A 19,264-nucleotide genomic window follows, 5' to 3' on the forward strand; every position below is an offset into this window, starting at 1 on the left:
GATAAATGTCCTCCAATATGAATTATTTAAAAAATCGTGATAAGTCTCCACGGTTAAGCGGTATCGACTCACGCTGTGGTTTTTGTGTCGTATCCACTAGCATTTGTTTTCTTAACCGTTCTTCCTCTTCGTTTAGCGCGTATGTACTTTCTGACAACATAATCTGTTTAATTCCTTTCATATTAAATCCTTTTTCTAATAAATGTTTTATTGAAAGTAACGTTTCTAAATCATTCAAGGAAAAAAGCCGTTTGTTCCCCTCTGTGCGCGAAGGTGTTACAAGTTCATGTGTTTCATAATAACGAATTTGTCTCGCGGACAGTTCCGTTAAACGACTGACAACACTCATCGGAAATACAGGCATGTTGCGGCGAATTGTATCCTTATCCATCTCCTACATCTCCTTGACTTTTTGAACTTGATTTAACCATAGCATACCCGAATGGACATTTCAAAAATATGTCAGAAAACCTGACATGATGCTGTCAAACCCCGATATAACAACATTTCTGACAATTCAGACCTCGATTTTGACGTGTCAATCGCAATAAAGGTGTAAAATTTACCTATTTTAATGTAATGAGACCGTCTTTAATTAATTTTTCAACTGCACGTGTAACGGCAATTTTCACGTGTTCGTACGTTAAGCCACCTTGAACGTATGCTTCATATGGCGGGCGGATGGGTCCATCAGCTGATAACTCAATAGAAGAACCTTGTATGAAGGTGCCTGCTGCCATAATGACATCATCTTCGTAACCCGGCATATAACTCGGTTCTGGACTAAAATGGGCATTAATGGGCGATGCATGTTGAATGCTTTGGCAAAATTGAACCATTTGTTCTTTCGTATCAAATGAGACTGTTTGAATTAAATCCGTTCGTTTCACATCATAGCGTGGCGATGTGCACATGTTTAGTCGTTCCAACAGCAGACTTGTAAATAATGCTCCTTTTAAACTTTGACTCACGACATGTGGACTTAAGAAGAAGCCTTGGTACATCTCTTGTAATGCAGACAGTGAGGCACCAGCTTCTTTACCAATACCAGGCGCTGTTAAACGATAGCCACACCGTTCGACTAAATCGCGACGTCCGACGATATAGCCCCCTATTTTTGCTAGACCACCGCCTGGATTTTTAATGAGTGATCCAGCCATTAAATCTGCGCCGACTTCAATCGGTTCTTTCTTCTCGACAAATTCACCATAACAGTTATCTACAAATACAATCATTTCAGGATGGTGCGCTTTAATCTGTTGAATGGCTTTACCGATTTCATCAACATTAATCGACGGACGCTGATCATACCCTTTTGAACGTTGAATCGCAATCACTTTCGTTGTGTCGTCAATCGTCGCTAAAACCCGTTCCACATCGATATGACCTGATTTTAACGCGACTTCTTGATAATGAATGCCGTATTCTTTTAAACTTTCAACACCGTTACCCTGAATACCAATCACTTCTAATAGCGTATCATATGGGCTGCCTGTAATGTACATCAAACTGTCCCCAGGCTTAAGTGTACTTTGTAAAGCGACAGTAATAGCATGGGTACCCGAAATGAGCTGTGGACGTACGAGAGCATCTTCAGCTTTGAACGTCTCAGCATACACCGCTTCTAAATGGTCGCGGCCGTAATCGTCATAGCCATATCCTGTTGACCCAACGAGATCTGCTTCCGTTATTTTTACTTTATGAAAAGCATCTAAGACACGTGCTTGATTTTCAAATGCACGTGCCTCAATGTCTTTAAAATAAGGTGCTAAAGTTGTTTCTACTTCTTCAATGAGTTTGGTTAATTGTGTCATGTTCCCGCTTCTTTCTGTTATTTTTGATAACCTTCAATGTGATATTGATCTGTTTCTTCATCGTAATCTAATTTTGTCACTAACGTATGTTGCTTGAGATAATACAATTGGTCCGCAGCTGAACTTGGCAGTTGTACCGTATAAAAGTCAAATTGTTTTTGAATCGCTTCAAAGAGTAAGTTTTTCACTTTCGCAATATCTGCTTCATTTTTTGATGAGACAAATACGGATGGATGCTGTGCGACAGGTGTGGATGTGCTAGCATATAAATCTTTTTTATTAAAGATGACGACTTGTGGAATATCTTGCATTTCAAGCTCTTGCACGATTTCATTTACTGTATCGTATTGTATTTTATATTCAGCATGACTCGCATCGACGACATGAATGAGCAAATCCGCTTGTCGTGCTTCTTCTAATGTCGACTTAAATGCTTCGATCAATGTCGTCGGTAGCTTTTGAATAAAACCGACCGTATCTGAAATGACCATCTCGAATCCATCGTTAATTTTAAGTTGACGTGACTTCGGATCAAGTGTCGCAAAAAGTAAATCTTGTTCATACGTATCAGCTGCTGTTAACGTATTAAACCATGAAGATTTCCCCGCGTTCGTATAGCCAATGAGCGCGACTTGAAACACTCGATTTTGTTCTCGTTGATTACGATAACGTTCACGATGGGCTTCCACTTCTGCTAATTTACGTTTAATTTCGTTCATCCGTGTTCGAATATGACGACGATCCGTTTCGAGCTTTGTTTCACCTGGACCACGTGTCCCAATCCCCCCACCGAGACGGGATAAACTTTTACCATGCCCTGTTAAGCGCGGTAACAAATAGTCCAATTGCGCATATTCGACTTGGAGTTTCCCTTCTTTACTTTTCGCTCTTAACGCAAAAATCTCTAAAATGAGCTGCGTTCGATCAATGACTTTAACGCCTAATCGTGCATTAAGATTTTTAGACTGTGCTGTCGTTAACTCGTCATTTGCAACGACCACATCAATATCGTGAAAATCTATAAAATCTTGAATCTCTGTTAACTTACCACTGCCGACATAATATTTATAATCCACTTGATTTTTCTGCTGTGTCCATAGTCCTTTAACATCTAAATCGCACGTATAAGCTAACGCATTCAATTCATTCATCGTATTTTCAAAATCATAATGCGACTGATACAAATCGACGCCAATCAGTACCGCCGTTTCTTTCACTTTTTCAGTAGAGTGAAGTTCCGTTTTCCGCATATTATCACCGTTTTCTAATTGACATATCATCACGTATTCTAACATAGTGTGTGAATAAAGACTATACGTACTGATTGTGCTATAGTAGATTTAGAGGTGAAGACAATGCATTTATATGATATAGAAGTCCCAAAAATTGATGGTTCTACATACCCACTTTCACAATATCAAGGTGATGTCTTATTGATTGTGAATACAGCAAGCGAATGCGGATTGACACCACAATTTGAAGGGTTACAAAAACTATACGATACGTATCACGACAAAGGATTTACGATTTTAGGTTTTCCAAGTAATCAGTTCGGCAAGCAAGAACCTGGTAATGGTAAAGAAGCAGCGACGAATTGCCAATTGAACTATGGCGTGACATTTCCGATGCATGAAAAAATTGAAGTGAACGGCGACAACACCCATCCCCTTTCCTACGATTTGTCAAGGGTTCAATAAGTGAAATTGACATTACTGAACTAGACCGTCCAATTTTTACTTTTTTGAATAAGGTGTTATGATGTATATGATTATGTGGTTTCGTTAGTGTGGTGCTTTCTGATAATCATATAATTTATCATTGACTATCAAGTAGTGAATGGTCTTTAATAAGCGATTGATACTCGCTATTACGGCAGTCTTGTGGGGTTTCCCATGAGGCTGCTCTCTTAATTTATAATAATAATCCACAATATGGCTTTGATAATGATTTCTTCCCCTAAGAATGTTCATAGTGATTAAATACAATAAACGCCTTGCTTTTTTATTTCCTCTTTTATTAATCGTATCTCGACTCTTTGAAGTTCCTGATTGGTAACGTTTAATATCAATGCCTACAAATGCATTCAGTTGTTTATTTGTTTTGAATTCTCTAATATCTCCAAGTTCCCCAATAAGCAATGTAGCTGTGAGTTCTCCGATGCCAGGAATTGAAATAATATTTTCAAACTCAGTTGTATTTTTAGCTAAATCAATCATTTCCTGATTAAATGCTTTCATTTCTTCTATCCCAATAAGCAGTTTGTCGCATAAGTATTGGACTTTTTGTAGGAGGAAAGAAGACTTGCGCACATTCGGAAAACTATTATTCTTTATTTCAATTAATTTTTTGGCATACTTGTGCGCTTTTTTAATTGAAATGCCTTTATCAGTTGAATGAAGTACTTTTTCCACCAATTCATCATGAGTCAAAATACTTACATAATCAGGATGAGGAAATGCTTTAGCTATATTTAATGCGATTTTTGAATATCTGTTAGTAAATAACTTTTCTAACCCTGGAAATGTTTGATGTAGTGTTTCGACTAACTCAACTTTGAGACAATTTTGGTTGATCTCCATTTCTAAGTGAAAGCGCGCACGTTCTCTCAGTTCAAAGTAGATCTCTTCAGGATGACGTTGTACCTTTGAATCTTTCATTCTAAAGGCAAGAAGTGCGAGTTTATGTGCGTCTGACTTATCTGTTTTCCATGATCTTAACGAATTTGTTTTAAACTTGGCTTCTAGGGGGTTCATTTCTAAGTAATTTATTTTGTGAATTTCACAAAAGTGTTTCATACCTCTTGAATAAACACCTGTTGATTCAAAGAGGATAAACAGGGAATCAAGATGCTTGATATAATTTTTAAGATAACGATAGCCATTTTGATTATTTTGAATGACCAATTCTTTAACGAAAACTTCATCCTTATAATGTGCGACCACACTTTCTGACTTACTGATATCAATACCAAAACAGTTAATAAAAATCATACCTTTCTCTATTGAATTGAGAAGATTTTAACTTTACTTAGCCTTTTTCATTTCATTTTCCTATACACGGTTTCTAAAACCCAACATACTTCAATCGAATTTCAAAAGGAGAGTAAAGCTGATCAGTTTACATTACGGATTCAAAGATCCAAGGGACTGCGCGATCTACTTCTCTCTACAACTATAAAAAATAGCTGTGAAGAAATCTATCGTCATAAATTTCTTCACAGCTAATCTTAGTATGTTTATAACTATCTTAAATCGCAAAGGTCAGGCATTTTCGGCGATAAAATTAAATGGAATTTCACTAAATTTTTAGTCGATCGTGACGGTCAAGTCGTTAAACGCTTTTCACCACAAAAAACACCGGAACATTTAAAGCACGATATTGAGAAGTTATTATAGATAGAAGAAAACATCACACTTACACGTCATGCACGTTGAAAGCAGTGATGTTTTTTAATATTTGACGTATTCATCTATACTAAAAGCTTCCTGAATATCGGAAATTTGGTACAATGGGCATTGAATTTCAACTCTTATTTCTCGTTCGTGTTGTTGCCAAAAGTGATGTTGTTGACTCATTTCCACTATTTTTAAATGGATTAACTTGAATTAAAATATCGATAATCATATTGATGCGGTCAGTATTCAACACATCACATACATCTCCCTCATCTGTAATACCTCTTTTGCGATATTGTTGATATTGTGCATCAATATTTGGCACAACAGGACCATACAGCCAGGCTTGCTTTTCATCATGTTCGAATAAATCTCTAGCAAGCTTTTGATCGTGTTGCAACATGAATCCTATCGTAAAATACAACACCTTTTGGAGATGAATTTGCGTCACTGGACATTCAATAACGCTCGCTCTATGTAAAATATGTCGTGCCAATTTTTGCATCACCATCACCCCCTTCTTTTAGCTTTTATTATTGATGCCCTACCAACTTATTGTCACGGATTGATATGATACTTTGTACTCATTCATGACTTGCCATTGAGTCATCTCAATTCTTATCACACTTTCATTATATTGTATATTATTATTTCGTTTATAGAGTTATATGTTGCAAGTGTGTTTTAATGTGTTTCAAACTGATGGATGTGGTAAAGTTGAAGTAAGTGATTTGAACTTGAGAGGTGGAAAAAATGGTAAAATCAGAAGCTATGAAAATTGCAGTGACTGATGGAACGATGATTGAAGCAAGAGTCGATCGGGCTGATTTTGAAGCAGTCGGTATCGTGCATATTTTTCACGGTATGGCAGAACATATGGATCGCTATGTAGCCTTAGTTGAAAAGTTGAATCAACAAGGCTATCATGTCATTCGCCACAATCATCGTGGACACGGCTGTGATGTCGACGGTGTTCGCGGCCATTTTGATTCAATTGCACAAGTCGTTCAAGATGCTTTTGAAATTCAAAGTACGCTGAAAGCTCAATTCAATCTTCATTTGCCTCTAATCATCATTGGGCATTCGATGGGTTCTATTATTGCGCGTCAGTTTGTACAAACGTTCCCGCAAGCAGTACAAGGTCTTGTTTTGAGTGGTACAGGCTACTTTCCAAAATGGTATTATTTCGTCAACTTACCTTTACTTAAAATCATTACGCTCGTATGTGGCAAGAAGCGGCGAATGAAATGGCTCAATCATATGACAACCGGACGCTTTAATAAAAATTTCAAGCCGATGCGTACGACGAGTGATTGGCTCAGCTCTGATAAGACAGAAGTCGATCAATTTATTCAAGACCCGCACACTGGTTTTCTCGTCTCCAATCAACTTATTTTCAGTGTGCTTCAAACGATGATGCGCACGTCACGTGTTAAAAATATTTCGCAAATGAATCTCGAGTTACCGATTTTACTCATTTCAGGCAAAGATGATCCGTTTGGAGGTAGTGGTAAAGGAATTCGGCGTTTCGGTAAAATTTTAAAAAGAGGCGGCATTCATCATATTACAGTTCAACTATACAAAAATAAAAGACATGAAGTTTTATTTGAAAAAGATAAAGAAACGGTATGGCGACATATGTTAGACTGGATGAGTCGACAAATTATTAAAAAGCAAAAAGTAGGTGAACGGGGTGTCACAAAATAAACCCTTTATCGTAGCCATTGTAGGTCCAACCGCAAGTGGCAAAACGGAACTCGGTGTCGCACTCGCTAAAGCTATCGATGGTGAAGTGATCAGCGGCGATTCAATGCAAGTCTATCAAGGCATGGATATCGGAACTGCCAAAGTAAGTGCGGATGAAACGGATGGTATCCCCCACCATCTCATCGATATTTTAAAACCGGATGAAACGTATTCAGCGTATGATTTTCAACAACAAGCCCAACATTTAATCACGGACATTACAGCGCGTGGTAAAGTGCCGATTATTGTAGGTGGCACAGGGTTGTATATTCAGTCCGTGATTTACGATTATCAATTTGATGATGAAACCATTTCTCCTGAAACTGAACAACGTGTTGCTAAACAAATGGCGGAATTGAAATCTTACACAAATGAAGCATTACATGACTATCTTGGTACTTTTGATCCTGATTCACAGCGAGAAATTCATCCTAATAATCGCAAAAGAGTGGAACGCGCCATTAGCTATTACTTAAGTACAAAAAAAGTTTTAAGTAATCGCAAGAAAAGTACCCAATTGACTGAAAATTATGATACATTATTAGTAGGGATAAAAACGTCGCGCGACACCTTATATTCTAGAATAAATAGTCGCGTAGACATGATGTTGTCTCATGGTTTATTGGATGAAGTGCAAGAACTTATTGAATTAGGTTATGAATCGTGTCAAAGTATGCAAGCGATCGGTTATAAAGAAATCATACCGGTTATTAAAAATGAAATGCCATTAGATAAAGCTATCACATTATTGAAACAGCATTCTCGTAATTACGCAAAAAGACAAATGACTTGGTTTACAAATAAACTTAATGTTCATTGGTTAGATAGAGAGAAGATGTCACTTACTTCAATGTTATCTGAGCTTATACCCCTAATAAATAAAAGGAGAAATGAACATGATTGAGAAACGTAACATTCAAGATGAGTACCTAGAAAAATTTAAAAGTGAGGGTAAAGAACTGACGGTATTTTTAACGAATGGTTTCCAATTACGCGGTACAATTGTTGATTTTGACCAATATGTAATTGATATACTCTCTCAGGGGCGTCATCATTTAATTTACAAACATGCGATTAGTACGTTTTTAGAAGGTACTAACTAAAACATGTTAATCGAAGTAGAGCAAGGCTTGGAGCACGAGGTGTTATTGATGTGAGGGCATCATTATACATATTATTGATGTATCAATCACAAATAAGGGAGAGGTGTACAAGCCTGCACCACTTCAATTTTCCATTCATTTCTTCACTCGTATAGGGAAGTCATTACTATCTTAAAAGTATTTATATAGAGAAACGGTTGGTGTTTGACATATCGGCCGTTTTCTTTTGTTTATGGGGAAAAATAAAACGCCTGAGATGATGCCACCTCAGACGTTTTGTTATCATTTCTTCAATTATTTTTCAGCCGGTTGATGTTGACCGTGTCTCGCTTCTTGAATCGCTTCTTCTAATTCTTGTTTGTAGACAGCTTTAATGTTGACATCGTAACCAAGTAAGTCAGCCAATACATCAACAACAGTGTCTTTATGACGAAGCACTGTATTGATATCGAAGTATAATGCACCGATACGACGTACTAAGAAGTCAGTTGGTTTAACGACTAATTCATTTTGTACACCATAAACTAATTCAACATAAAGTTCTAATGGTAGACCTGTATTTTGATGTTGTGCTGCTTGTGCAATGGCGAACAAATCATCTACGTTTGAACCATATTTAGTAGCAAGACGACGCGCTAAGTCTGTATCTAAGTTCATTGCTTTTGCTGCTGCAACTTTATCTTCAACAAATTGTTCGAAGTTTGCACTACCACCTACATCTCCACCAGAAATTGGAATGTGTTTCGTGTCAACTTCTTTAAATTTTAATTTGTATTCTTGTTTAAGACGTTTTTCAACTAAATCCACAATTTCAAGCGCCATGTGACGGTAACCTGTCAATTTACCACCAGCAATTGTAAGCAAGCCTGATTTACCTTCCCAAATTTCGTCTTTACGTGAAATTTCTGAAGGGTCTTTACCTTCTTCAAAAATAAGTGGACGTACCCCAGCCCAAGTTGATTCGATATCTGCATCTGTAATATGAACTGTTGGAAACATGTAGTTGATTGCATCCACTAAGTAATCACGGTCTTCTTGGTTTACAAGTGGTTTTGATTTATCGTTGTTATAGAATGTGTCAGTTGTTCCTACATATGCTTTGCCTTCACGTGGAATCGCAAAAATCATACGACCGTCTTTTTCTGTATCAAAGTACACAGCTTGACGTAATGGGAATTTAGATTGGTCGATAACAACGTGAACCCCTTTAGTTAAACGTAATTGTTTGTTGTTTTTAGAGTAGTCTGCACTACGCACTTCGTCTACCCAAGGACCTGTTGCGTTAACGACTTTTTTACCTTTAATTTCGAACGTTTCGTTACCAAGGCGATCCACGACAGCAACACCGTTTACTTTTTCTTTATTGTCATATAAGAAGTTTGTCACTTTCGCGTAGTTCATAATGTCAGCGCCTTGTTCTGCCGCTTTTTTCATGACTTCGATTGTTAAACGTGCATCATCAGTACGGTACTCCACATAGTAACCGCCACCTTTTAAGCCGTCTTGTTTCACGAGTGGTTCTTTAGCAGAAGTTTCTTTTTTGCTCAACATTTTTTTACGTTCAGATTTTTTAACACCTGCTAAACGGTCATACATTGCTAAACCGATAGAAGTTGAGAACTTACCGAATGTACCGCCTTTATGCATCGGTAATAACATCCATTCAGGTGTCGTCACGTGTGGTCCATTTTCATATACAATGGCACGTTCTTTACCTGTTTCAGCTACGACGCCGACTTGTAATTGTTTTAAATAACGAAGTCCACCGTGTACTAATTTTGTTGAACGTGAACTTGTACCTTGTGCAAAGTCTTGCATTTCCACTAATGCAACTTTCATACCTCTAGCAGTTGCGTCTAAAGCGATACCTGCACCTGTAATGCCGCCCCCGATAACAATCAGGTCATACGCTTCATTTTGCATACGTTTTTTAACCGCATCTCTTTTCAAAGTTGATAATCTCATATACTTTCGCCTCCTAATTTCATAAAAAAGAGAGACTCCACCTACATACTTTCATCAAGTTGTACGTACAAAGTCTCCCACTATCTCGCGTGAAGTTATTAACTTAACTCAAGTATATCACACGGGTTATTATTCGTCTAATTTAAAAACTTGCGTTGCTTCTACTGCTTTTTTCCATCCTTTGTATAAACGATTGCTTTCTTTTTGATCCATTTCTGGTTCGAAAGATTTTTCTAATTTCCAATGTCTTTGAATTTCAGATTTATCTTTCCAGAAACCTGTCGCAATACCTGCTAAGTATGCTGCGCCAAGTGCTGTTGTTTCATTGATTTCTGGACGTTCAACTTCAATGTTTAATAAGTCTGATTGGAACTGCATTAAGAAATTATTTTTCACTGCGCCACCGTCAACACGTAAACTATTCACTTCGATGCCTGAGTCTTGTGCCATCGCTTCGATGACGTCACGTGTTTGATAACATAATGATTCTAATGTCGCACGGATAAAGTGTTCTTTTTCAGTACCACGTGTCAAACCGAAAATAGCGCCACGTGCATCAGAATCCCAATATGGTGTACCTAGACCAACAAATGCAGGTACCACATACACACCTTCAGTTGAATCGACACGTTTCGCATAGTCTTCTGATTGAGGTGCTGAGTTAATCATACGGAGACCATCTCTTAACCATTGAATCGCAGAACCTGATACGAAGATTGAACCTTCAAGCGCATAGTTCACTTTACCATCGATACCGTAAGCAATTGTTGTTAATAAACCGTTACCAGATTTAACCGCTTCTTCACCTGTGTTCATTAACATAAAGCCACCTGTACCATAAGTGTTTTTCACGTCACCACGTTCGAAACATGCTTGGCCGAATAATGCAGCTTGTTGGTCACCTGCAATACCAGCAATCGGTACGTTTTGACCGAAGAAGTGATAATCAATCGTTTCACAATAAATTTCACTTGATGGTTTGACTTCAGGTAACATCGCTTTAGGGACATCTAATAATTCAAGTAATTCGTCATCCCATTTTAATTCATGGATGTTGTACATTAACGTACGACTCGCATTAGAATAGTCTGTCACATGCGCACGACCACCTGATAACTTCCAAACAAGCCAGGTATCGATTGTACCGAATAAAATCTCGCCTTTTGCAGCTTTTTCACGTGCACCGTCAACTTTGTCAAGAATCCATTTAACTTTTGTTCCTGAGAAGTATGGATCGAGTAATAAACCTGTTTTATCTCTAAATGTTTGTTCATGACCTTCTTGTTTTAAAGCGTCACAAATCGGTTGCGTTTGACGAGATTGCCATACGATTGCGTTATAAATCGGACGACCTGTTTCTTTATCCCAAACCACCGTTGTTTCACGTTGGTTGGTAATACCGATCCCTTTAATTTCATTTGCAGATACGTTGTTTTCAGTCATCACGGATGCCATGACTGATAAGACTGATGACCAAATTTCATTCGCATCGTGTTCTACCCAACCTGATTTTGGGAAATGTTGTTTAAATTCACGTTGTGCTACACCGACGATTTCCCCTTCCTCATTAAATAGAATCGCTCTTGAGCTTGTTGTACCTTGGTCAATAGATAAGATGTAATTTCCCATAATATTGTCTCCTCTCAACTCTTCATCTCTATGTCATTATTAACTTGTTATATATCATTCATGATCTGTTTTTCAGTAAAAGTTCTTTATATATTTAGCCACTTTCAGTCCTACTTTAAACATTCGGCTGGATGTCTATTGATTAAATCACCGTATGCTTCACTTTAACATCTCATAAGGCATACAGATGCTTCTCAATTCGACAAGAATGACCAGGCCTCCATCAATCATAGTCGAAAAACGATAGAAACCTCGTCATTCCAATTCTTTCTATATCTTTTTGAAATATTTCATTGCGTTAAATTTTAGCAATTTCATCTTTAGGTGCTTTTTTATTCATAGCGACACCTAATGATAATGTTAAAACTATAGCAATCAAAGTCACGATTGTCCATACATCAAAAATACCTTTAAATGCAAGGCGATAAAGGACGGCACCTAACATACCACCCACCATTGGGCCAAGAATAGGTACAATCGCATAACCCCAACCGCTACCACCTTTACCAGTGATTGGCAAGATAGCATGTGCAATACGAGGACCTAGGTCACGTGCAGGGTTAATGGCATAACCAGTTGTACCACCTAAACTTAAACCAATCGCAACGATCAGCGCACCTACAATTAATGGATTTAAACCATCAGTAAATTTATTGGCACCAATGTATAATAAGCCAGAAGTTAGTACAGCTGTTCCGATAATCTCAGAAATAAAGTTCGCTGTATAGTTTTTTAAAGCTGGACCAGTTGCGAAAACACCTAATTTTGTCGCTTGATCTTCAGTTGCACGCCAGTGTGGTAAGTACATTAACCAAGTGAGCATGCCCCCGAACACACCCCCGATTAATTGCGCAATGATATAGCCTGGTACTTGTGCCCAAGCAAAGTCACCGTTCATGGCTAACGCTAATGTTACAGCAGGGTTTAAGTGTGCGCCAGAAATTTGCCCAACAGCGTAAACACCTAACGTTACACCGAGACCCCAACCAATAGCGATAACAATCCAATCAGCGCCATTCGCATTTGTTTTTTTCAAATTCACGTTTGCAACAACACCGCCACCCATGAGTAAGAGCAATGCTGTTCCGAAAAATTCGGCTAAATAGACGTTCATTCTTTTTTCCTCCCTTTAAATAGAAAGAGACTCCAATCCGCATGAAAAAATTCAAACGCGAGCAGAAGTCTCCTAGTCTCTAGCTAAATATCAACTTGAGATAATATTACAATGACGTGAAAGCGTTGTCAACATTTAAGATCCTATTAATAATATCAATATTTTTTATACTGCAACAATGCACTTTCACAATTATTTTCAATTTTGCTTTTTAAATATGACAACTATTGGAGGTTTAATCCACTACCGCAGCTTCGTCAATACTTAACATCAACGTATCTGCTGATAATGTGGCTTGAACGCCATAGGGTAATGTACATTTCGGCTCGTTATGTCCAAAACTTGCATTGCCTATAACGGGTAGTGCTTCTTGATGAAACTCCTTCATAATGAGGCGCAATTTGTCATGATATGCTTCTTGATGGACACCATTTTGAGGACGTCCCAACACGATTCCCGCTACAACATCAAAAATACGCATTAGACCGAATGCACGTAATGTTTCATCAAAACTCATAGGATCCACTTGCACTTCCGACGTTTCTAAAAATAGAATCTTCCCTTTGAACTGTTCGAGGTCCGGAAAATATGGGGTACCCCTCAGTTTATCTAATGACTCGAAACACCCACCGATGAGCTGACCTTTCACTGTACCGTGACCGCTAATGTGCATATAATCACCATTAGGAATCTTTTCACGTGCAATATGGCGCTTCTCTTCATCCCAACGTAATCCGAACACACGCACCTCATCAGAAGTTGAAATGGCGCCAATGGGTTGTGCATCGCCTATCGCTGAAAATAAATGCTCCACTGTATATGCATCCAATTCAACATTTTCCGCAAAATCAGTGAGTAATGCTGGTCCGTAAAAAGAGGTGATACCCAGCTTGTACATGTGTAAATGAAGTGGCGTAATGTCAGAATAACCGATGAAAATTTTAGGATGTTGACGTATGACTTCATTATCTAAAAATGGAATAATGCGCACAGACTCATAACCACCAATTGTACATAAGATCGCTTGTACTTCAGGATCAGCAAATGCCGCTGTAAGAATTTCGGCCCGTTCTTTCGGATGCTCAAAATTCCACGCGATTCCATTTAAGCTATTGTCCATCACTTTGACACGATAACCGAGTGCTTGAATGTTCTCAATCCCTTGTTCCGTCCGCCAACGAATTTGAGGTTCACCGGCCAATCCTGACGAAGGTGAAACAATCGCAATCGTATCCCCTTTTTTTAATTTCTGTGGTTTAATCATCACAATCCCCCTTTGTTCATATAGCTTTTACCATAATGATTTATCGCTTGTCGTAATGTAAGCAGCACCACTATTGATAGCACGTTCAACTTCTTCTGATGTGTTAATTAAGCCACCTGCAATAACCGCTGTGCCTGTTTTTTGATGAATCTCTTGAATCACTTTATCTGCAATGCCCGGCAACACTTCAACATAATCCGGTTCTATCCGTTGAATGAGTTCGATACTGCGCTCTAATGCATGACTATCGATAATAAACACACGAAAAATTGTTACAACACCTAATGCTTTTGCCTTTTTAATCACTTTTGTTTTTGTCGACACGATACCACGTGGACGATAAGTTTGGATAATATATTCACAAGCATACTCGTCATGACTCATCCCTTTGATTAAATCGATATGCATAAACGGTTTTACCTGATATTGGCTAATTAATTTCATAATGCCATTCAAATGACCGATATGCGTATCTAGTAGGACACACGTTTCATAATCTGTTTTCAATAACTTTTCTAAATCTTTCGTCGATCGTATCGCTGGTAAAATATGTGGCTTCATGACGTCCTCCTTTATTGAATCCTTTTAAATAACCGTTCTAACTCGTAATTCGAAAAATTAATAATGACCGGTCTGCCATGCGGACAAGTGAACGGATCTTCCATTTCGCCTAATTGATTGATTAAGTCAGCCATTTCATTCAGTTTAAGATAATGATTGGCTTTAATTGATCTTTTACAGCTCATCATAATCGCTGCTTCTTCTCTAAATTTCGCAATATCTACCTTTTTATGACGAATCACATACTCAATCATGTCATTAATCATTTCTTCTACGTTTTCTTGCGGGAACCATACAGGATAACTGTCAACAATGTAATCATGACCGCCGAATGGTTCTAAAAAGATGCCTGCTTCTCGTAACTGGTCAAGATGTTGTTCAATAATCAGTTGCTCATCTTTTGAAAAGTTAAAAGTTAATGGAATGAGTAAACTTTGATTTTCATTGTTCACTTCACCAATTTTGTCCCGATAATACTCATATTTAATCCGCTCTTGTGCTGCATGTTGGTCAATCAAAAACATGCCTTCATCATTTTGAGCAATAATATACGTACCGTGGACTTGACCTACAATTTCCATGTATGGCACACGTCGCTTTGGTTTGTCGGATGGCTGTGGATCGTTTTGTTGAACTTCAGAAACGGTTGCTTCCTCTGAAATATCGTCAGTCGTCTCTCCTTGATTTGGAGTCGATGGCACATCCAACAAATCATTTAACAATGCACGTTGACGTTCAGCGTAATCATCGTTTAGTTCTGATGTTGCTGGTGTTTCAGCCGTTTCTGGCGTTTCTGTTGTATGTGTGTATGGTGCTGGTTCTTCGTCAATCGTCATTTCTTTGTTTGAAGATGATGTCTCTGTTTGTGATGCTTGTTGTTGATCAAATGCCATTTTTTGTTGTTCAAATTGTTCTAGAACTTTTTTCGGCTCATATTTTGATTTCAAATCATTTTTCGGAATAAGCAATTGGTCTTTAAACGCTTCACGAATTTTCTCTACAATTAAATCAAACAACTGCTCTTCTTTCGACAATCGTACTTCTAATTTTGTCGGATGCACATTCACATCAACTAAAATCGGATCCATTTCAATATTTAAATAGACAATCGGATAACGTCCTATCATCATGAGCGTATGATAGCCTTCTTGTACAGCTTTGTTTAATAAAAAATTTTTAATATAACGACCATTTATAAACAATGAAATGTAGTGACGGTTGCTTCTAGAATGTTCCGGTTTCGCGACATAACCTGTTAAATGATAGTCACTTGTATCCCCTTCAATGCGGATTAAATCACGCGCGACTTTCATACCGTAGATTTCAGCCATCACTTCATTCGTACGTCCTGAACCATTCGTCTGTAAAATCCTCTTTCCATCATTCGATAAGGCTATGCGAATATTCGGATGACTCATTGCCATACGGTTGACAATATCTGTAATTTTGCCCAGTTCTGTGTATAAACTTTTAATATATTTCAATCGTGCTGGCGTATTATAAAATAGTGCATCTACACGAATGTCTGTGCCTTTTCGCGCTTTGGCAGGTTTTTCTGAAATGATTTCCCCTTCTTCAGCATAAACTTCATAACCTTCCACACCGTCCGTCGATGTTTGTAGCGTCACTTTTGCGACAGAAGCAATACTCGCCAGTGCCTCACCACGGAAACCTAACGTACGAATATGGAACAGGTCATCATCTTCAACTAATTTACTCGTCGCATGTCGATGAAATACAAGCCCTAAATCATCTTGTAAAATACCCGAGCCATTATCGACTACACGAATGGAGGCAACCCCTGATTCCAACACTTCAATATTAACTTCAGTCGCGCCTGCATCAATACTATTTTCTAACAACTCTTTCACGACAGAACTTGGCCGTTCGACCACTTCACCGGCTGCAATTTTATTCGCTAATGAGGTGTGTAACGTTCTAATGATACCCATAAGCTCTTCACCTTCTATTGTAATTTATTTTGGAGTTCGCTTAATTTCACTAATGCTTCAATCGGTGTCATTTGAGAGATATTCATTTGTTTAATCTCGAGTTCAATTTCACTCGCTTCAGCTTTAGACGTAAACAAATCAAACGTCGGCTGTTCAAATTGAAGCGTCTCTTCAGCAACTGTCGACGCTTTCATACTTGTTGGACTGACTTGTTTTTGGTCAACGGTCGATGTGTACGTCACCTGAGCTTTTTCATGCGCTTCAAAAGTATCCAAAATCACTTGCGCACGTGAAATGACTTGTTCTGGTAGGTCTGCGAGTTGTGCCACTTGAATGCCGTAACTGTTCGCGACCGCACCATCTTTCACTTTATGCAAGAAGATAAGTTCACCTTGATATTCATCCGCCGCCACGTGTACATTTTTCAGGCTTGGCAAATGTTGTTCAAGCTCAGTCAATTCATGATAATGCGTTGAAAATAACGTCTTCGCTTGTGAGGTTTCTGCAACATATTCAATCATCGCTTGTGCTAAAGCTAAGCCATCATATGTCGAAGTACCACGTCCAATTTCATCAAAAATAATTAAACTGTCAGCTGTCGCATATTTTAAAGCTTTTTGCGCTTCTAACATTTCGACCATGAACGTACTTTTACCAGACACTAAATCATCGGCAGCACCAATACGGGTAAAAATTTGATCAAAAATCGGTAACGTCGCGGATTGACACGGAATGAAAGCGCCCATCTGTGCCATAATACTAATAATCGCAACTTGACGCATATACGTTGATTTACCTGACATGTTCGGCCCAGTTATTAAATAAATGAACTGTTCTGTGTTTAACAGACAATCATTTGGCACATAATCATTATAGTCCATCACACGTTCAACAACGGGATGGCGTGAATCGACCAAGTTTAATGTTTTATCCTCACTAAATTGTGGACGCACGTAATTATACTGTTGCGCAATTTCTGCAAAACTTTGTAAACAGTCAATTTCTGAAATAATTTTTGCTTGTTGTTGCAAACGCTCAATATAAGTTTTCACCTTTTCACGTAACGCCACGAACAATTGATATTCGAGTTCAATCGCTTTATCTTGAGCACCGAGAATGATTGCTTCTTTTTCTTTCAATTCATCCGTAATAAAACGTTCTGCATTTGATAATGTTTGTTTACGTTCATAACCAAATGCACTCGGGTCGAATTGTGATAAATTGGCACGTGTAATTTCAATATAATATCCAAACACTTTATTAAAACTAATTTTCAAAGATTTAATGCCTGTGCGTTCACGTTCTTGTGCTTGCAATTGCGCCAACCATTGTTTACCATTTTTCGAAGCATCCAAATACTGATCGAGTTCTTCATTAAACCCTGATTTAAACAAACCGCCTTCTTTCACTGAGAGCGGTGGTTCATCGACAAGACTGTCTGACAACACTTGTAGTAAGTCATCCAGTGGTTCTAAAGCGTTAAAATGGGCAATGGCTTCATGTTCAATCGATTGCAATAACGCTTTAATCGCTGGAATTTGTGCAATAGAATGTTTGAGTTGTACTAAATCTTTCGCGTTGACGTTTCCAAAGCTGACACGTCCGACAAGTCTTTCAATGTCATATACTTCCGTTAAATAATCACGTAATGTATCACGCTCAATGAAATAATGTAAAAATTGATCCACTGCATCATGACGTTGAGCAATTTCAGCTTGTTGAATGAGCGGGCGATCAATCCACTGTTTCAACCTTCTGGCGCCCATAGGTGTTTTCGTCTTATCCATTAACCAAAGTAATGTCCCTTTTTTCGACTTCAAACGAATGCTTTCCGTTAATTCAAGATTACGTTTCGCATAGTAATCCATTTTCATGTAGTCGAGTGCTTTATATTCAATAGCCGCTTCAATATGAGACATATCTCGTTTTTGCGTATCATAAATATAATCTAACACAATTTGTACCGCTTGATGCATTAAAGGATGTGACAAACCGTTCACTGCAGAATTTTGATCTGACACTTGTTCAACGACAGTAATCGTTTCTGTAATCATATTCAATTGACGTTGTAACGCTTCTGATAAAGGTTCAGTCACGACAATTTCATTTGGACGAATCGTTGTAATTTCATTAATTAATGTACTTTCATCTTCAAAATGCGTCACTTTTAATTCTCCAGTGGACACATCACAATAGCTTAACGCATAGTCGTCCGCTTTTACAAAACTTAAAATGTAGTTGTTTTGTGTATCATCCACGCCACCTTTTTCCATCACCGTACCTGGCGTAATGACACGAACAACCTCACGTTTGACCATCCCTTTCACTTGGCGCGGATCTTCCATTTGTTCACAAATCGCGACTTTATACCCATTCTGAATTAATGTTTCAATATAACTATCTGCAGAATGATAAGGAACACCTGCCATTGGAATCGGATTATCTTTTTTAGCGTCGCGTTTCGTTAATGTAATTTCAAGTATACGAGACGCCGTAATCGCATCATCATAAAACATCTCATAAAAATCACCAAGTCTAAAAAACAGCAAAGCATCTTGATGTTGTGCTTTAATACTCAAGTATTGCTTCATCATTGGCGTGACATTTGACATATATTTCTCACATTCCTTTTATTAGAGTTTATGTATCAGTGTGCTACAAAAGCAGCTATCTATGTATGATTGTTCGTAACTATAATGATAAAATCGTGCATTCCAGCAA

At 38.1% G+C, this 19,264-nt stretch carries 15 protein-coding genes and 2 pseudogenes; 5 read left to right on the plus strand and 12 right to left on the minus strand.

Annotated features, from left to right (window positions below; genetic code table 11):
• Positions 1–22 precede the first annotated feature (22 nt).
• The 3 genes from GZH82_RS08240 to hflX all read right to left on the minus strand — a co-directional run bounded on the left by GZH82_RS08240 (position 23) and on the right by hflX (position 3,064).
• Entirely contained in the window at positions 23–391 is a 369-nt protein-coding gene (locus GZH82_RS08240; RefSeq protein ID WP_162682087.1) for a MerR family transcriptional regulator, read from the minus strand.
• A gap of 175 nt (positions 392–566) precedes the next feature.
• On the minus strand, positions 567–1,814 hold the full coding sequence (locus tag GZH82_RS08245; RefSeq protein WP_162682088.1) for a methionine gamma-lyase family protein: 1,248 nt from the start codon (positions 1,812–1,814) through the stop codon (positions 567–569).
• Between the two features lie 17 nt (positions 1,815–1,831).
• Positions 1,832–3,064 (minus strand): GTPase HflX, encoded by a 1,233-nt coding sequence (hflX, locus tag GZH82_RS08250; RefSeq protein WP_162682089.1) that lies wholly within the window; start codon positions 3,062–3,064, stop codon positions 1,832–1,834.
• 105 nt (positions 3,065–3,169) lie between these two features.
• Here hflX and GZH82_RS08255 point away from each other — a divergent pair.
• Positions 3,170–3,484 (plus strand): annotated as a pseudogene (locus tag GZH82_RS08255) (glutathione peroxidase); the annotation flags it as partial.
• A 111-nt stretch (positions 3,485–3,595) separates the two neighbouring features.
• Here GZH82_RS08255 and GZH82_RS08260 read toward each other — a convergent pair.
• Positions 3,596–4,795: an IS110 family RNA-guided transposase gene (locus GZH82_RS08260; protein WP_343236280.1), complete on the minus strand. Its 1,200-nt coding sequence runs from the start codon at positions 4,793–4,795 to the stop codon at positions 3,596–3,598.
• Positions 4,796–5,086: 291 nt separating this feature from the next.
• Between GZH82_RS08260 and GZH82_RS14305 the strand changes: the two are divergent.
• Positions 5,087–5,209 (plus strand): annotated as a pseudogene (locus GZH82_RS14305) (glutathione peroxidase); the annotation flags it as partial.
• Between the two features lie 127 nt (positions 5,210–5,336).
• Here GZH82_RS14305 and GZH82_RS08270 read toward each other — a convergent pair.
• The gene (locus GZH82_RS08270) at positions 5,337–5,714 is read right to left on the minus strand and encodes a Panacea domain-containing protein (RefSeq protein WP_162680749.1); all 378 of its coding nucleotides are present in this window, start codon (positions 5,712–5,714) and stop codon (positions 5,337–5,339) included.
• A gap of 248 nt (positions 5,715–5,962) precedes the next feature.
• Here GZH82_RS08270 and GZH82_RS08275 point away from each other — a divergent pair, with 248 nt between their 5' ends.
• The 3 genes from GZH82_RS08275 to hfq are packed head-to-tail and all read left to right on the plus strand — an operon-like array spanning position 5,963 to position 8,058.
• On the plus strand, positions 5,963–6,916 hold the full coding sequence (locus tag GZH82_RS08275) for an alpha/beta fold hydrolase (protein ID WP_162682091.1): 954 nt from the start codon (positions 5,963–5,965) through the stop codon (positions 6,914–6,916).
• The gene (gene miaA / locus GZH82_RS08280; protein WP_162682092.1) at positions 6,903–7,859 is read left to right on the plus strand and encodes a tRNA (adenosine(37)-N6)-dimethylallyltransferase MiaA; all 957 of its coding nucleotides are present in this window, start codon (positions 6,903–6,905) and stop codon (positions 7,857–7,859) included. Before GZH82_RS08275 ends, miaA begins: the two co-directional genes overlap by 14 nt.
• Positions 7,852–8,058, plus strand: a complete 207-nt coding sequence (hfq, locus tag GZH82_RS08285) for an RNA chaperone Hfq (protein WP_019165427.1) — start codon at positions 7,852–7,854, stop codon at positions 8,056–8,058. The genes miaA and hfq overlap by 8 nt, the downstream gene beginning before the upstream one ends.
• Positions 8,059–8,352: 294 nt before the next feature.
• Here the strand turns inward: hfq and GZH82_RS08290 are convergent, their stop codons facing one another.
• From GZH82_RS08290 to mutS, 7 genes are all read right to left on the minus strand, one after another.
• Complete coding sequence (locus GZH82_RS08290) at positions 8,353–10,023, minus strand: glycerol-3-phosphate dehydrogenase/oxidase (protein WP_162682093.1); 1,671 nt, start codon at positions 10,021–10,023, stop codon at positions 8,353–8,355.
• A gap of 129 nt (positions 10,024–10,152) precedes the next feature.
• A complete protein-coding gene (glpK, locus tag GZH82_RS08295) occupies positions 10,153–11,652 on the minus strand; it encodes a glycerol kinase GlpK (RefSeq protein ID WP_162682094.1) in 1,500 nt (499 codons plus the stop codon).
• Positions 11,653–11,950: 298 nt separating this feature from the next.
• Positions 11,951–12,766, minus strand: coding sequence for an MIP/aquaporin family protein (locus GZH82_RS08300; protein ID WP_162682095.1), 816 nt, complete (start codon positions 12,764–12,766; stop codon positions 11,951–11,953).
• Between the two features lie 235 nt (positions 12,767–13,001).
• The gene (locus GZH82_RS08305; RefSeq protein WP_162682096.1) at positions 13,002–14,030 is read right to left on the minus strand and encodes a S66 family peptidase; all 1,029 of its coding nucleotides are present in this window, start codon (positions 14,028–14,030) and stop codon (positions 13,002–13,004) included.
• A gap of 27 nt (positions 14,031–14,057) precedes the next feature.
• A complete protein-coding gene (locus GZH82_RS08310) occupies positions 14,058–14,591 on the minus strand; it encodes a glycerol-3-phosphate responsive antiterminator (protein ID WP_162682097.1) in 534 nt (177 codons plus the stop codon).
• Between the two features lie 11 nt (positions 14,592–14,602).
• Positions 14,603–16,543: a DNA mismatch repair endonuclease MutL gene (gene mutL / locus GZH82_RS08315; protein ID WP_162682098.1), complete on the minus strand. Its 1,941-nt coding sequence runs from the start codon at positions 16,541–16,543 to the stop codon at positions 14,603–14,605.
• Between the two features lie 14 nt (positions 16,544–16,557).
• Entirely contained in the window at positions 16,558–19,155 is a 2,598-nt protein-coding gene (gene mutS / locus GZH82_RS08320) for a DNA mismatch repair protein MutS (RefSeq protein ID WP_162682099.1), read from the minus strand.
• Positions 19,156–19,264: the final 109 nt, after the last annotated feature.

It is taken from the genome of Staphylococcus sp. MI 10-1553, from assembly GCF_010365305.1.
Lineage (GTDB): Bacteria > Bacillota > Bacilli > Staphylococcales > Staphylococcaceae > Staphylococcus.